This is a genomic window from Ralstonia nicotianae (assembly GCF_018243235.1).
In the GTDB taxonomy this organism is placed as follows: Bacteria; Pseudomonadota; Gammaproteobacteria; order Burkholderiales; family Burkholderiaceae; genus Ralstonia; species Ralstonia nicotianae.
In genome coordinates this window covers 31,214-46,976 of sequence record NZ_CP046674.1, presented here as the reverse complement: position 1 = coordinate 46,976, position 15,763 = coordinate 31,214, and the positions used below count along the sequence as shown (strand labels likewise).

The 15,763-nt window shown below is 59.4% G+C and carries 12 protein-coding genes and 2 pseudogenes; 11 read left to right on the top strand and 3 right to left on the bottom strand.

Annotation, left to right across the window (positions count from 1 at the left end):
• Nucleotides 1-76: 76 nt before the first annotated feature.
• On the bottom strand, nt 77-337 hold the full coding sequence (locus GO999_RS00155) for a hypothetical protein (protein ID WP_211906441.1): 261 nt from the start codon (nt 335-337) through the stop codon (nt 77-79).
• A gap of 680 nt (nt 338-1,017) precedes the next feature.
• Here GO999_RS00155 and GO999_RS00150 point away from each other — a divergent pair.
• A complete protein-coding gene (locus tag GO999_RS00150) occupies nt 1,018-1,239 on the top strand; it encodes a hypothetical protein (protein ID WP_016722662.1) in 222 nt (73 codons plus the stop codon).
• A 226-nt stretch (nt 1,240-1,465) separates the two neighbouring features.
• Here the strand turns inward: GO999_RS00150 and GO999_RS25145 are convergent.
• Nucleotides 1,466-1,624: pseudogene (locus GO999_RS25145) on the bottom strand (IS701 family transposase); the annotation flags it as partial.
• A 185-nt stretch (nt 1,625-1,809) separates the two neighbouring features.
• Here GO999_RS25145 and GO999_RS00145 point away from each other — a divergent pair.
• The 6 genes and pseudogenes from GO999_RS00145 to GO999_RS00125 all read left to right on the top strand — a co-directional run bounded on the left by GO999_RS00145 (nt 1,810) and on the right by GO999_RS00125 (nt 7,692).
• Complete coding sequence (locus tag GO999_RS00145) at nt 1,810-2,184, top strand: hypothetical protein (protein WP_211906440.1); 375 nt, start codon at nt 1,810-1,812, stop codon at nt 2,182-2,184.
• 830 nt (nt 2,185-3,014) lie between these two features.
• Complete coding sequence (locus tag GO999_RS00140) at nt 3,015-4,580, top strand: recombinase family protein (RefSeq protein WP_211906439.1); 1,566 nt, start codon at nt 3,015-3,017, stop codon at nt 4,578-4,580.
• Nucleotides 4,577-5,380: a plasmid partitioning protein RepB C-terminal domain-containing protein gene (locus GO999_RS00135; protein ID WP_249215044.1), complete on the top strand. Its 804-nt coding sequence runs from the start codon at nt 4,577-4,579 to the stop codon at nt 5,378-5,380. Before GO999_RS00140 ends, GO999_RS00135 begins: the two co-directional genes overlap by 4 nt.
• 72 nt (nt 5,381-5,452) lie before the next feature.
• A protein-coding gene (locus tag GO999_RS00130) for an IS3 family transposase (RefSeq protein ID WP_197362529.1) occupies nt 5,453-6,651 on the top strand; the annotation gives its coding sequence in 2 pieces (ribosomal slippage) (nt 5,453-5,768 and nt 5,768-6,651; 1,200 coding nt in all).
• A 37-nt stretch (nt 6,652-6,688) separates the two neighbouring features.
• A pseudogene (locus GO999_RS24545) lies at nt 6,689-6,814 on the top strand (chromosome partitioning protein ParB); the annotation flags it as partial.
• The gene (locus GO999_RS00125) at nt 6,811-7,692 is read left to right on the top strand and encodes a plasmid partitioning protein RepB C-terminal domain-containing protein (RefSeq protein WP_211906438.1); all 882 of its coding nucleotides are present in this window, start codon (nt 6,811-6,813) and stop codon (nt 7,690-7,692) included. The pseudogene GO999_RS24545 and the gene GO999_RS00125, both read left to right, overlap by 4 nt.
• 201 nt (nt 7,693-7,893) lie before the next feature.
• Here GO999_RS00125 and GO999_RS25150 read toward each other — a convergent pair whose 3' ends face one another.
• The gene (locus GO999_RS25150; RefSeq protein WP_211906437.1) at nt 7,894-8,802 is read right to left on the bottom strand and encodes a helix-turn-helix transcriptional regulator; all 909 of its coding nucleotides are present in this window, start codon (nt 8,800-8,802) and stop codon (nt 7,894-7,896) included.
• A 132-nt stretch (nt 8,803-8,934) separates the two neighbouring features.
• Between GO999_RS25150 and GO999_RS00115 the strand changes: the two genes are divergently transcribed.
• Genes GO999_RS00115 through GO999_RS00100 form a run of 4 tightly spaced genes read left to right on the top strand, consistent with a single transcriptional unit; the run spans nt 8,935 to nt 15,715 of the window.
• Entirely contained in the window at nt 8,935-10,398 is a 1,464-nt protein-coding gene (locus tag GO999_RS00115; protein WP_211906436.1) for a DUF3375 domain-containing protein, read from the top strand.
• Nucleotides 10,382-11,131, top strand: coding sequence for a DUF4194 domain-containing protein (locus GO999_RS00110; RefSeq protein ID WP_211906435.1), 750 nt, complete (start codon nt 10,382-10,384; stop codon nt 11,129-11,131). The genes GO999_RS00115 and GO999_RS00110 overlap by 17 nt, the downstream gene beginning before the upstream one ends.
• Complete coding sequence (locus GO999_RS00105) at nt 11,128-14,484, top strand: ATP-binding protein (RefSeq protein ID WP_211906434.1); 3,357 nt, start codon at nt 11,128-11,130, stop codon at nt 14,482-14,484. Before GO999_RS00110 ends, GO999_RS00105 begins: the two co-directional genes overlap by 4 nt.
• Nucleotides 14,459-15,715 carry a Wadjet anti-phage system protein JetD domain-containing protein gene (locus tag GO999_RS00100; RefSeq protein ID WP_118909567.1) on the top strand — a complete coding sequence of 419 codons (1,257 nt, stop codon included), beginning with the start codon at nt 14,459-14,461 and terminating at the stop codon, nt 15,713-15,715. Before GO999_RS00105 ends, GO999_RS00100 begins: the two co-directional genes overlap by 26 nt.
• Nucleotides 15,716-15,763 lie beyond the last annotated feature (48 nt).

Genomic DNA, 15,763 nt, shown 5'->3' with positions numbered 1-15,763 from the left:
TGCGCGCCACTTGTCGGCATCCCCGCTTGCTCTGGGGATGCCTCCCTCCGTTGCGGTTGGCCTTCGCCCTACCGCGCTATCGATCGACAGCGGTCAGCACTTCCCACGTCTGCGGATTGATGTCGCAGCCCTCCAGCGTCATCAACACGAACGCCCCGATGGCATCGACAAAGCCCGCCAGAAACTCAGGCGGCTGTGATGCGGTTGCAAAGACCATCTCCCAGCGCAATGACTCCGGCTGGTATTGCTGATGGGTGTGCAGGTCGGATTGCGCGCGGCGCAGGAAGTCGCGTGCGGTGAGTGCGCCGGTCAGGTAGATGTGGCGCTTGGAGGTCATTGGGGGCCTCCGGTGCGGTGGGGAGTGCGGGGGTGCGGTAGGAATGGGTATGACGCGGGGCGATGCGCGCACTGCTTGCTGGAGGTCACCGGTTCATTACACATCACCTCGTGGCGCCGGCCAATTTTGAAAAATGGGTTTCCACAAAAATATTAGGTTGGTTAGCGTAAAGACGAAATGATTGCGCTATTTGAGAATGAGATCAGCATGTTTGTGTGACAAATTGATTCATTTTCGCTTTGGTCTTCACGTTTTCGTGGGCGGTGACCGCGCCAAAGAATGATGGGGATAGGATAAAAATGGCGAATATTTGTTAAAACATTGGCTTCGCTTATTTCGCCAAAATTTCTAGCAGAAGTCGATCAACAATTGAGCGAACTTTTATGAAAACAGGTTCCGTAAGCAGTGGCTATACCGGTTATGCGTATAGCAGTGATGAAGAGACGTCATCGTATAATGCCGAAAGTTTTCAGTCTTCCAGCCCAGGGCGACGGGCATCCGAATGGTTGTCGCAACTTTCCTTGTCTCCCCCTCGGGCGCACAATCTGCCACCGCGTATTAGTGCCCCGAAGTCACCTGAATGGGGTGAATCTTCATCGCGTCTGACATTCTCCGCGAGTACCAGGCACTCCAGTGTTGGCGGGCGGGGTGAACCCAAAAAAACAGGTCGCAACGCGGACATGAAACGGAGCGACGACGCGAATAAGGGCGCCGAACATTTGTACGCTAAATATAAGGGCGCCCCCTTGCCGGAAGAAACCGTGGAGGGCCTGACGGAGGGCTATTTGGCTCGCGATGGAAGCCCTACTACGGGGCGGATGACGATCGATGCCTATAATGGCATGGCCGAAGACGGGCATAAACCGTTCAAAGACAAGACGCCTCGCATGAGCTGGAGGTAAGCGAAGCGGTTTTTAGTACTACAGCCGTAGATCATGATGGTGGTGCGCATCCACACGCACGGTAGTGGCACTGCTGGGCGCGCCATTGGTGAGCCCGCCGCCATCTGGACCATGCCGGCACCGCTCGATCGACTGTTTTGCCCGCCAAGCGAGCCGGCACCGCAGGCGCTGGATCTCTTGCGGGCTCAATGCGATCAAGCCTGCCGGTGTTTTTTTGCCCTGCCCATAGCACCACCAGGGCTGCATGTGACACCAATGCCAGCGTGATGTGACGGTGCCAGCCTTGCCGGCACCTGACCTCGTACTGGTCCCGGCCGCAATCGCCTTTGGCCGCCTCGAAGCCGGTCTCGATCTTCCAGCACTGGCCGTGTCGCCCGGCGACGCGGGACATGCGCCACGTAAGAGGCAGCCTCGAGTTGCCTGCCGGGAAGAGTGCCTCGAGATAAGACCGTCGACGCAACGCCTCGTCTGAATGCGCCTTGGGAAAGCAAGTCAGGTCTGGCGGCGCGTTCCTTATCAGTGGAATAGTGTCGATGTAAGGCTGCGCTGGATCAAGGACCAGTTCGGCAGGTGCAATTCGCTCCCTTCGTCTCCGAATTGCGCAAGCGATTCGATGACCTGCTGGTCAACCCCAAGCGAGTTCGCACTGGATTTTCACTCCAGCAATGGGCATCACTTGTCGATCAGGATCAGTTCACGCGCTGGTATTACCCGGCCGGCGTGACCGTTTGGCAGACTGGAGAAACCTTCCGGGTCATCACCTTCATCCAGCTGAACGATGTGCGCCCAGAGAAACGCGAGGCTCTTGTCGCGGTTGCTGAAGTGTTGCGAAAGGCGAGTGGCGTGAAAATTCCGATGAAAGACGAGCAATCGTTCGTGATATTGCGCCGCCGCAAGGACCTCACCAAAGATCGCGCGCTTGAGGAACTCGTTTCTCAGATGTAGGTCCACAAATTAGCTGATTGGCCCATCCATACAAATCAAAGGCTTGCGCAATTTTTTTGTGACCGGGATTCCAAGAAATTTCCGAAAAGATGGAAATTTCCTATCGACGTCACACAATAGATGACATGGCGCCTTTGATAGGCCCTAAGTCTTCATCGACTGACTTCCGGATGTGGGTGTTTGCATGGGCAGCAAGTCTTCTACGCTTGCTTAATAGCGCTCCGGCGGGCAGCGGCATACTCACCCTGACGTCTGGAGTGAGTCATGAGACCTGCCCGTTTGTGCGCCGCGTGCGGCTGCCTCTTCCTCGCACGCCCTCAAGTGCCGAAGCAACGATATTGCTCGGCCTCCTCGTGCCAGCGGGAGCGCCGACGGCGATGGCAGAAGCAGCATCTCCGGACGGACACCGACTACCGGGACAACCAGGCGCGAGCTCGAGCCAGGTGGATACAACGTCACCGTGGCTATTGGCGCAGCTATCGCGAAACCCATCCGGCCTATGCGGCGCGCAATCGGGTTCTGCAACGGGCAAGGAACGATCGGCGACGAGCGATTGCAAAGATGTACGCGTCAGCTCCGAAAACGCCTCTGCCTTCAGGCACTTATATGCTCCAGCGTGCGGCCGAAGATGGGATTGCAAAGATGGACGTCTGGAGGGTGCAGATCGTAACGCTGCCGCCGCCTCGCGCACCATCAAGAGCTGATTGCAAAGAGATGATGTGAGGCAGGGTCTGCGGCCACCTGCTAACGTGATCTTGTGCGCAGCCCCGGGGAGCAAACCATGCTCCCGACGCGGAAGAGCGGCGCCACTCGTTAGCCGGTGCACCGCCATGGCAATCGATCAGTTCATCAGCGCCACGCCGATCGCGCCTTCCGCGCTTCGGGCTGCTGAATACGTGCGCATGTCGACCGAGCACCAGCAGTACTCGACCCAGAACCAATGCGACAAGATCCGCGAGTACGCCTCTTCACGAGGTATTGAGGTTGTTCGCACCTATGCCGATGAAGGCAAAAGCGGCCTGCGGATCGACGGACGGGAGGCGCTGCAAAGCCTCATCCGCGATGTCACAACTGGTCGCCCGGACTTCCAGGCGATCCTCGTCTATGACGTCAGCCGTTGGGGACGCTTCCAGGACGCAGACGAGAGCGCGTACTACGAGTACATCTGCCGGCGCGCGGGTATCCAGGTCATCTATTGCGCGGAACAGTTCGATAACGATGGCTCTCCTGTCTCGACGATCGTCAAAGGCGTCAAGCGCGCCATGGCGGGCGAATACAGCCGCGAACTCTCTGCAAAGGTGTTTGCTGGACAGTGCCGCCTGATCGAACTGGGCTTCCGACAAGGTGGTCCCGCCGGCTTTGGTCTGCGCCGTTTGCTGGTCGATGAGCACGGTCTGATGAAGGCAGAACTCTGCCGCGGTCAACGCAAGAGTCTGCAGACCGATCGCGTCGTCCTGGTGCCGGGTCCTGAGAGCGAGGTGCGCATTGTCAATCTGGTCTACAACTGGTTCATCGATGAGTCCATGAACGAGTTCGACATCGCCGCGCGACTGAACACCATGCACGTGCGTACGGACTTGGACCGCGACTGGACTCGCGCAACCGTTAGGGAGGTGCTCACCAACGAAAAATACATCGGCAACAACATCTACAACCGCGTGTCATACAAGCTGAAGCGTGCCCGCGTCGTAAACGCTCCTGACATGTGGATCCGCAAGGACGGCGCCTTTGAGCCAATCGTGGCGCCGGACGTGTTCTACACCGCCCAGGGCATCATGCGGGCCCGCGCCAGGCGGTACAGCAGCGAGGAACTGATTGAGCGACTGCGCAATCTTTATCGGAACCGCGGCTTCCTGTCCGGCCTCATCATCGACGAGACGGAGGGCATGCCATCTTCCGCAGCCTATGTGTATCGCTTCGGGAGCCTGATACGAGCCTACCAAGCGGTGGGCTTTACGCCTGATCGCGACTATCGGTATTTGGAGATCAACCGCTTCCTGCGGCAACTGCATCCAAAGATCGTCACTCAGACAGAGCAAGCCATTGCCGATCTAGGTGGCATGGTCCTCCGAGACCCTGCGACCGACATCCTGGACGTCAACCGGGAGTTCACTGTATCGATCGTTCTATCGCGCTGCCAGCCGAGAACGAATGGCGGCTATCACTGGAAGGTGCGGTTCGACACGAGCCTCCTGCCGGACGTCACCGTGGCGATTCGTCTGGACAAGGCAAATGAAGCGCCATTGGACTACTACCTGTTGCCACGCCTCGACTTCGCTCGCCCCGGCATCCGACTAGCCGAGCGCAACGCCATTGAGTACGAAAGCTATCGCTTCGACACGCTGGACTATCTGTATCGCATGGCCGAACGCGCGAAACTGAGAAGAGCAGCATGAACACGCAACCGCAACCTGGCGAGATCAGGATGATTCCGATCGATCGTATCGACGTGATCAATCCACGCGAACGGAACAGCAAGGTCTTTGACGAGATCGTTGGGAACATCAAAGCCATTGGTCTCAAGAAGCCCATCACCGTCACGCCGAGGGCTGCTGCAGATGGCAGCGAGAAGTTTCTTCTCGTCTGCGGTGAGGGACGGCTCAAGGCATTTCGCTCGCTAGGGGAGGCGACGATTCCTGCGATGGTGGTCCATGTCAGCGACGAGGACGCGTTCATCATGAGCCTGGCCGAGAATATCGCGCGACGCCAGTGTCGCCCTCTTGAGTTGCTGGCGGGAATTCGGCAGTTGCGTGATAGCGGGTACACGCCCAAAAAAATCGCAGAGAAGACCGGCTTAACAACAGCCTATGTTCAGGGAGTCCTGACATTACTTCAGCATGGGGAAGAGCGCCTGCTGATTGCCGTTGAGAAAGGAACGATTCCTCTTACAGCAGCGCTCGCCATCGTTGGGGCCGGTGACGACGACAAGGCAATCCAAGCAGCGCTGCAGGAGGCATACGAATCAGGAAAGCTACGCGGCAAGCAGCTGATGAACGCGCGACGTGTTATCGAGCGACGCCAAACGCTGGGCAGATCCGCATCGCGCTACATGATTGGCAGGCGCGACGACGTGACCACCTCAAGTCTTGTTCGGACGTATGAGAGCGAGGTGGAGCGACAGAAAGCGATGGTCCGCAAGGCGGAGTTCACACAGCAGCGCCTTTTGTTTGTTGTTGGAGCGGCCCCACGTATCTGAGGACACAAGGACACTCTTAAAATAAGGGATAGTCTTGTGCCTATCAGTAAGCCTAGTCATTACGTGGAATCCATCGAAGTTCTGACCGAGCCGGAGCGCCGTCGTCGGCGCACGGCACAGGAAAAAATCGCCATCGTGCAGGAAACGCTGGCACCGGGCGCATCGGTGTCTGCCGTTGCGCGGCGGCACGGCGTGAACCCGAACCAGGTGTTCGGCTGGCGCAAGCAATACCAGGAAGGCAGCCTGGCGGCAGTGCAAGCGGGCGAAACCGTTGTGCCTGCATCGGAGCTGGCCGCAGCCATCAAGGAAATCAAGGAACTGCAGCGGCTACTCGGAAAGAAAACGATGGAAGTCGAAATCCTGAAAGAAGCCGTCGAGTGGGGTCGGTCAAAAAACCTGATTGCGCGCTCGCCCTTGTTGCCGGGGGACGACCATTGAAAACGGTCTGCGAAGTTCTCGGCGTGGCGCGCTCTGGCGTGGCGGTGAAGCAGGTTCGCTCGTCCGGTTGGCAAGATGGTCGCCGTGCCAAGCTGACCGACGACACGGAACTGGTCGAGGAAATCCTGGCCCATGTGGCGCACTTGCCGACCTACGGCTACCGGCGCATCTGGGCGCTGCTGCGACGCAGTCGTGAGATAGTCGGCGCGCCGTGCATCAACCACAAGCGCGTCTATCGGGTCATGCGCGAGCATCAGTTGCTGCTGAGCCGTCCTGGCGTGCGTCGAGACAAGCGGCGACACGACGGTCGGGTAGCCGTGGACCGGAGCAATGCTCGTTGGTGCTCGGATGGCTTCGAATTCCGTTGCGACGATGGCACGCCGCTGCGCGTAACGTTCGCGTTGGACTGCTGCGACCGAGAAGCGATTAGCTGGGCGGCAACCACAGGCGGACATAGCGGTGACGTAGTGCGTGACGTGATGCTGGCTGCGGTGGAACAGCGTTTCGGCACCACGCAGGCTACTCAGCCCATCGAATGGCTGACGGACAATGGCTCGGCCTACATCGACCACCGCACGCGCCGCTTTGCGCGCGAGCTGGGCCTGGAGCCACTGACCACGCCCGTGCGTTCGCCGCAGAGCAATGGCATGGCCGAATCATTCGTGAAGACCATGAAGCACAATTACGTCGCCTATATGGACAAGCCCGATGCGCCAACGGCGCTCTCGCGTCTGGCTGTTGCGTTTGAGCATTACAACGAGCGTCACCCGCACAAAGCCCTGAAATACCGCTCGCCTCGCGAGTTCAGGCGTGCTGCCGCGTCATCAACCTAACGGTGTTCGCGTGTCCTGAGTTACAGGGGCAACTCCAGTTGTTGGTGCTCTCCGACAGCTGTTCGGAGACGAGAACTTCGTGAATCTGCTGCGAGCGGAATCACTGACAACACTACCGAAATACCTTGCCGAGCGCGTCTGGCCTACCGGGAGCTCACCATGACAAGCGTCACTCTAGGCTTTGTGCCTGAGCCGCTTGCCATTCCCTTGCCGCGCATTCTTCCCTCCCGCAGAACTCCGGCGGGCCTGACCAGCACACGAAAGTTCAAGCAGATTCTCTCGTCCATCAGTGAAGTGGGCTTGATTGAGCCGTTGACCGTAACGGCGGTGGACCAGCAGTCGGGCAACCACATCCTGTTGGACGGCCACATTCGACTTCTCGCGCTACGCGATTTGGGCCACGACAACGCTTCCTGCTTGGTTGCCACTGATGACGAGGCATACACCTACAACAATCGCATCAACCGACTGTCGACGATTCAAGAGCATTTCATGATCCGACGTGCCATTGAGCGTGGCGTCTCGCTGGAGCGTCTCGCCAAGGCCCTTTCCGTCGATACCACTCAGATCGTGAAGAAGATGAACCTTCTAGAAGGCATCTGCCCTGAGGCGGTGGATCTACTGCGCGACCGGCAGTTTTCACCGGAGCTAGTGCGAGCGCTTCGAAAAATGAAACCGACACGCCAAGTTGAGTGCGTGGAGTTGATGATTGCCGCGAACAACGTCACCGTCGCCTATGCGGAAGCGCTTCTGGTTGCTACGCCAGCGGCTCGCCTCGTCGACGGAAAGAAGCCGGCCAAGCTAACTGGGGTGACGCATGAGCAGATGGCTAAGATGGAACGGGAGATGAGCAACCTGCAAGAACAGTACAAGATCGTTGAACAGACCTACGGCCAAGATGTGCTGAATCTCGTTCTGGCCAAGGGATACCTCGTGAAGCTCCTGGAGTGCGAACCAGTTCTGACGTACTTGCGCCAGCATCAACCCGACCTAGTGCCAGAGTTCGAGTCAATTCGTGATGTTGTCTCCCTGGAGCAATAGCGCGCTACTCAGGAGAGATAGTGACACGGAAAGTGATAAACGTACCGTTGATTGAAGGGGCACCGCTTTTACGGTGAGTACTTCAGCAGCCTGATAAGCCTCTCAACTTATCGGTCCGTTTCCCACAAGTTATGCGCCTATCTACAAAGTCTGTAGGGAGAGGGCAAGAGGTGACTTCAGGGTCGGTCGGCGCCGTTTTGTCTAAGTTGCTGTCTTAAGCATGAAGGTCTTGATAGCGGCTTGGTTCTTCAATGCAATTTGCTGCGCCTCAGGTTTGGCTGAGCCATCCAGGTCCAGTCGGAGATGCCGCAGAGCGTAAAAGAGGAAGGCCTGACGGCATTGGAATTCGACCTGTCCATTCTCCATGCCAAAGTCTAGCTCGATAGCGCGCTTGTGCGAGTCGGATAGCTTTGGATGCGGGATCAGTACGACGGGCACGATGGTGTGCCACTCTTTGTCAGCATCCGACTTGACCGCAGCTGTGTCGAATCCGTGAACTTCGAGCATGCGTGCAATCACGAAGTCGCGGAACTCTTTGCGAGTATGGCAATACGCTCGAGCGTGCCAGCGAAACCCGTCGTGGGCCAGGGCATGAGGAGTCAACACGCGGGCCGAGGGCTGAGGGCTTGTCATCGACTGGTACAGCACTCGGATGGCCCTACCCTCCCGTATCGCTCGGAGGAGGGCAACCAAAACTTCCACTCGAAATGTTCTGCCGGGGCTCGGAACGGTTGCCACAGGGGGCGCCCACGCGAGGAAGCTGCTCTGCTCGGCGCCCAGCTCAGAGCACTTTGCCAATAATTCGTTCAGATAGCGCCCAGCGTCGCTTGCTGGGAAGAGTGGCGTGAACGACTGAGGAGCGACGTAGACTCTAGAGCTTCGGTCGTACTCTAGATTGCCTGGAGCTAGCTCCGAGTACCTGGCAATGTCCAAGGACGCCTGGGGCACAGAAATGCCAAAGAATGCAGTGAGGTCACCTCGGTTGAGGCGGCCGTCCCATCGGAGCCGGAAGTCGATGAACTCAAGGCGACGGTCTTGGCCCCAGCGACCGGACGAGCGGCCCAAGCGCTGCTGTGGGGCGATGGGTAGGAGGCTCTGGCGTTCCGTCATTGATTGATTGTCTCATTAATATAAAAACTAGACCAGTATAAAAAGTAGACGTACACTTGATGCCAACAATAATCGGTCCAAAGAGGTCCGTATGTGGCGTGGCAGTTGCAGACAGGCACTAGTGAGGGCGCAATGAAAGCGCTGCGCGGTGCAGCCGCCCTCCGCAACCTGCGCGAGCAGCCGTTGTGGCGCTTGCTGGCCGCTACGAAGGCGCCGGCGGTGATTGCCATGCTGCAGTCTCTGTTTGCAGAGACCGAGAAGGCACTCCCGAGCTCGGTCCTGCATGAGAGGCTGGCCCGCGACCTTGACTCGCTGCGCTCATCAGGAGAAGACCTTCCGCAGACGCCACAGGCCTATGTCGCCGAATGGCTGAATCAAGGCTGGCTCACGCGCAGATTCCCCGCTGGGGCTCCGGAGGAAGAGTACGAGCTCTCAGCTGACACGCTGACTGCGCTTCGCTTCGTCACGGGACTGCTCAAGCCTCGAACTACCGCCACCGAGAGTCGGCTGTCGGTTGTCATCCATCAACTGTCGCGGCTTGCAGACGAGACGAACAGCAGCCCGTCGGCGCGCTTGGCCGCGCTGCACGCGGAGCGCGACCGAATCGACAGGGCGATTGCGGAGGTGCAGCGGGGTGGGGTGAAGACGCTGCCCAACGACCGCGCGATCGAGCGCGCCCGAGAAGTCATCGCGCTGGCGCAAGAACTTGCATCTGACTTCAGGAGCGTGCGCGACGAATTCGAGCGGCTCAACCGTGGACTGCGCCAGAGCCTCATGGAGAACGAGGGCAGCCGTGGAGACGTTCTTGAGCAGTTGTTCGCCGGTGTCGACCTCATCGGCGAGAGCGATGCTGGACGTACGTTCAACGCCTTCTGGCGCTTGCTCACGGACAGCGAGCAGGCAGCCACCCTGCGCGAGTCGCTGGACGACGTGACGAGCCGGCCATTTGCGCGCGAGTTAGAGTCGTACGAGCGCAAGTTCCTGCTGGGCTTGACGGGAGCTCTTTTGAACGAAGGGCGAGGCGTGCATGACGTGCTCCAGCATTTCGCGCGCAGCCTAAAGAGTTTCGTGCAGAGCAGGGAGTTCCTCGAGCACCGACGCCTGCATGGCTTGCTCAAGGAGGCGACACAGGCGGCGCTAGCAGCCAAGAACATGGTTCGCCCGAACGAGCAGGTGAATTTTGAGCTGATGCAGTCTAGCAGCCGCATTCGTTCGGTGTCGCAGTGGGTGCTGTATGACCCGACGCAGCGGGTCACCGACTCTTCGATGCTGGACGCAGAGCCTTCTGAGCTTGACCTCGAAACCGTCAGCGAACTCGTTCGGCAATCGGAAATCGACTTCCGCACTTTAAAGCAGCATGTGCGCTCGGTTCTCGAGCGTCAGTCCCAAGCCACCATCGGGCAGGTGTTGGCGGAGTTCCCCGCCGAACAAGGACTTGGCAGTGTCGTCGGCTACGTCGCACTGGGCGCCAAGCACGGCGAAGTCACCGAAGGTTCCGAAGTTGTCGAATGGCAGGGCGAGGACGCCGAGCAGCGCCGCGCCAAGGTGCCTGCCATCTATTTCATGAGGGAGCGCTATCTTGAACTCGTGGACTGATGAGGCCGATGCGGCTGGAAACGGCGCTACTTCCAGCCACACCGCCGCTGTCGTTGAGGAACGCAAAGAAGAGGCAATCTTCCTTGGCGATACCGGCTCGCTGCCTATCGACACGCGCCGGGTCTTGGTGCAGCTGCTGCTCGGCCCTTCGGTAGACGCACGGCGCCAAACGAAGCTGTGGCCGGTGCTGCTGCGCGATGAAACGGTCATCCGCTCGCGGATGCACGAGCTGTTCCTTGAGGTGGTCATCGATCACGAGCAGCAGGTAGCCTTCACCCGCCAGGTGACGTCGGAGGAACTCGAAGTTCCCATCCTTCTGCGCAAGGCCTCATTGACCTTCCTAGAAACGGCTCTGCTTCTTTTCCTGCGTCAGCGGTTGACGCAGGCCGATGCCCAAGGGGAGCGCGCAGTGGTGTCACTGTCGGACATGCAGGAGCACCTGGGTGTGTTCGAACGCGACAACAACCCTGACCACGCCAAGTTCGGCCGCCAGGTAGTCAACGCGGTAGACAAGGCGAAGAAGCTGAGCCTGCTTCAGCGCATCCGCAGCTCAGAAGAGCGCTACGAAGTCGCACCGACACTGAAGCTGTTGTTCTCGGCCGAGGAGATTCAGCAGCTCTCCCGAACCTATGGACAGCTGGCACAGGTGCCCCAGCCAACAGGCGAGCCGGACGACTCGGTTGCGGTCGACGTGGCTGGCGATAGTGCGGATGAAGACGAGGAGGGTCTGTGAATACCGCTGAACTGACATTGCCGCTTGATGGCGCGAACGACCAGTTCCGTCTGACACGAATCCAGACCTTCAACTGGGGGACGTTCTCCAACGTCTTCGACTTTCCCATCCCGGCGCAAGGCTACCTCTTTGTCGGCCCCTCTGGGTCGGGCAAGTCGACGGTACTGGACGCGCATGCGGCCTTGATGACGCCACCAAAGTGGGTGGACTTCAACGTCGCCGCACGGGAAGCCGAGCGGCATGGCCGCGACCGCAACATCATGACGTACCTGCGCGGCGCTTGGGCTCAGCAGACCGGTGACGGTGGCGAGTACGTTTCGCAGTACCTGCGCAGCGGCACGACCTGGTCAGCCATCGCAGAAACGTACCGCAACGAGCAGGGGCGCGTCGTCGTCCTCGGGCAGGTTCTGTGGGTCAAAGGGAATTCGACCGCGCCAGCAGATGCAAAGCGGGTATTCCTCACGCTCGAGCGTGAGTTCGATGTCCAGGAACTGGAGTTCTTCGCGAAAAACGAGTTCGACACGCGTCGCTTCAAGCACGACTTGCTGGATGCGAAGGTTCATACAGAGTTCAGCGCCTACCAGGAACGGTTTCGTCGTCTGCTGGGCATCGACAACGAGCGCGCGCTTCGTTTGCTGCATAAGACACAGTCGGCGAAGAACCTGGGTGACCTCAACGTTTTCTTGCGCGACTTCATGCTCGACGAGCCCGAGGTTTTCGGCATCGCTACTAGCCTCGTCAACGAGTTCGGCGAGCTCAACGAGGCACACCAAGAGGTGGTGGCTGCTCGCAGACAGATTCAGACGCTCAACCCCGCCCGCGATGAGCATATGGAGCTTGACCGCGACAACGACAAACGCAATGGGCTACTGGCCATCCAGACTGCCATCGACCAGTACCGCGAGCATCGGCGCAAGTTGCTTGTCGATGAACGAATTGCAGAGTTGGAGGTGGACAAGGAAGGCTCAAGGCAGGAAGCCTTGCGCCTGGCGCAGATTGCGGACGATGAGTTCGTCAAGCTGACGGACTTGCAGCGTCAGAAGCTCAACCTAGGTGCGGATGTTCTCGACCGGCTTGATGACGAAATCAAGGCAGCGGAAGCAGAGAAGCCGGTTCGGATGGCCAAGCGCGACCAGGCCGCAGCCGCGTGCAAGATCATGGGGTGGGCGGTGCCTGACAGCGTCGTGTGGTTTGTTCAGCGTGTGGACGCGGCCAGGCAACGCATGCTGAAGGCGCGGGACTTGAAGAAGGAGGTCGAGGACCGCAAGGACCAGCTCAAGACCGACCATAGGCTGGCCAGTGAAGAGTTCACCAAGACAGTGGCCGAAGTCAAAGCCCTCGAACGCCAGAAGTCGAACTTGCCGGCACGGCTTGTGGACCTGAGGGAACGCATGGCCCGCGACCTTTCAATCCCGGAGGAGAAGCTTCCGTTTGTCGGTGAATTGGTCGAAGTACGGTCTGACGCCGCCGAATGGCGCGGAGCCATCGAGCGTGTTCTGGGCGGGTTCGCGCGCTCCATCCTGGTTGACGATAAGCACTACCCGGCGGTTTCGGAGTACCTGAACGAGCGGAATATCGGCGAGCGCCTGGTGTACTTCCGGACCATCCAACAGTCCTCGGGACGCACGCCGGGGCCGAACTCGCTGGTCCGCAAGCTGAACCTGGCGAGTGGAAGCTTTGGCGACTGGGTGAGAGAGGAACTGAAGCAATCATTCGACTTCGAGTGCGCTGACACGTTGCAGGCGTTTCGCAACGCCCCTCGTGCTGTCACTCGTGAGGGCTCGGTCAAACACAACACGATGCGACATGAGAAGAACGACCGTCACTCCGTCAACGATCGCAGTCAGTGGGTGCTGGGCTTCGACAACAAGGAAAAGTTGGCCCTCTACAAGGGCAAAGCGGCAGAGGTTGGTAGACGCATCTCCGAACTGCAGGCGGCGCTCGACAAGATTGGAGAGGAAGAAGACTTCCAACAGGAACAGCTGTTGCACTGCCAGAACCTGTCGAATCTGACCTGGAACGATGTCGACGTTGCCTCCCTGTTGACTCGCATTGACGACTTGAAGGCACGGCTGAAGGCGGAGCGGGAGGCGCGGCCCGACCTTGCCGTCCTAAACGACCGTATCAAGACGCAGGAAGGTGTCCACTCGACGGCTGTCAGCAAGAAGAACGACGAAGACGCCACGGGTCGAGGCATCGCCAAGGAAATCGATCAGTTGAACGGCAAGCTCGCCGAACTCGCGCGCCTGTGGCCCGGTTGTGACCGGCCACCGGCGTTCGCAGAGAACATTTCCTCCCGATATGTCGCTACGGGTAAGGAAGTCACCCTTGAAAACCTCGACCAGGTGACCAGCATGGTCGAGCGCGCACTTAACACGGAGCTGCGTGCGCTCGACAACCGACTGACTGAGCTGAAGAGCTCCATCGTGCAGCGCTTTGCTGACTTCAATCGGCTGTGGCCTGCGGTCGCTGGTGGGCTGGATGCCACGCTCGCCAGCGCCGAGGACTATCTGGCCAAGCTCAAGCGTCTGGAGGACGACAACCTCCCTGCGTACGAGGACAGGTTCTTCGCGTTGCTTCGCGAGCAGAGTGACCAGAACCTCATGCTGCTGGCGACCAAGCTTGACGAGGAGCGGTCGGCCATTCGGGCTCGGATGGAGCTTGTCAACGAGAGCCTGCGGACCGCGCCCTTCAACCCGGGCACGCATCTGGTCATCGACACGACCGATAAGTCGCTCGAAGACGTCCGGCTCTTCCGCGCGAGCTTGAGGGAATCGCTCAGCCACTCGTTCTCGAACGACCGCGACTTGGCCGAGGGGCGCTTCAACGCGCTGGCCGCGCTCGTCAAGCGCCTGGCGAGCCAGGAGACTGTGGACAAGAACTGGCGCAACCTTGTGCTTGATGTCAGGCAGCACGTCGAATTCGTGGCCCGTGAGCTCGATGAGGATGACATAGAAGTCGAGGTCTACCGCAGCGGCGCCGGCAAGTCAGGCGGGCAGCGTCAGAAGCTCGCGGCCACCTGCCTGGCCGCAGCTCTTCGCTACCAGCTGGGCGGCCAAGATCGCGCACTTCCAAGCTACTCCACCGTTGTGCTCGACGAAGCCTTCGACAAGGCGGACGCCGAGTTCACCGCGATGGCTATGAACATATTCAAGACCTTCGGGTTCCAGATGATTGTGGCTACACCTTTGAAGTCGGTGATGACGCTGGAGCCCTTCATCGGCGGCGCGTGCTTCGTACACATCAAGGACCGCAAGAAGTCCGCCGTCATCCCTATCGAGTACGACGGCGAGACCCAACGACTGAAGTTGACGCAGGACGTTCGCAATGCCGAAGAAGCTTCTGTCTCCTGAGGCAGCGCGCGACTTCCTGGTTCGCCGCTTCAACAACCAGCACCAAACTTGGGTAGCCGGAGGTGGGAGCTGGCCGCTGTATGTTTCCTTGGGCGCTCCGACAGAGAAGGACATTGTCGATGACCCGGGCGCAGTCAGAAGCTGGGCCAGCGCATGGCAGTCCAGAAGCGGCCCCGGCGAGGTCGCTTTTGAAGAGCGACAGTTCGCTCGGCTCGGAAAGCATCGGCTACCGGTCAGCCTGACTTTCTCCGATGCCGGCCAGGTCGCAGCGGCCGTTGGCCAAGCCGGGCGCTGGTCAACAGCGGCGGAACGCTACCAACGGATGCTGAGCCGCTGGCCTTTGCTCGGGGAAGGGAACGCGCTGGCGTCGAAGTTTGACGTGCTGGCCGACTATGCCATTGAGGACTTCGATCGTTTGATGTCGCTGCTGGCGTGGTTGGAGGTGAATCCGAAGTCTGGCCTCTACCTGAGACAGTTGCCGGTGGAAGGCTTGGACACAAAGTGGCTTGAGAAGCGAACTGGCTTGGTGTCCACGCTTCTTCGGGCTTTACGCGTAGCCGTCCCAGATGACGAAAGCGACTTCCACGAGCTGTGCGGGCTGCGCAAGCCTGCGCATCGCGTCCGTGTCCGACTGCTTTGCCCCTCCCTGCGTACACTCGTCGGCGGTCTGTGCGACATCGAGGCGCCGGTAGGCGAGCTTGCAAGGGTGCCGATTGCTCCAAGGGCCGTGATCATCGCTGAAAACCTCGAGACAGGGCTGGCGCTTCCGGACGTGCCTGGTGCGGTTGTCGTCATGCGGCTGGGAAATGCAGTCAGTGCGCTCGGGACGTTGCCGTGGCTACAGAGTGCTGATGCGGTGTACTGGGGCGACATCGACACGCACGGTTTTGCCATCCTAGACCGTGCCCGCAGAGCGGTGCCGCATTTACGGTCGCTTCTGATGGACGAGTCGACGCTTCTTCGTCATCGAGCGCTTTGGGTGCAAGAAGCAACCCAGTGCCCCAACGTGCCGTTGGAAACGTTGACCGCCGAGGAACGTGCCTGCTACGAGAGCCTGAGAACCCATACGTGGGGTCAACGTGTGCGCCTGGAGCAAGAGCGGTTGGCTTGGAGCGAGGCCATGGAGACTTTGATGCCGGCGCTGGGCGCGGTGATGTCTCTTGGTTTGGACAGGACTCCGCCGAGTGACTCCCATGAGTCGGCCGCCATGAAAGAGCAATTTGAAGGTTGAGCAAAAGCCATAACTGACACCCATTTCTCTATCTTCGCCAACACCAGC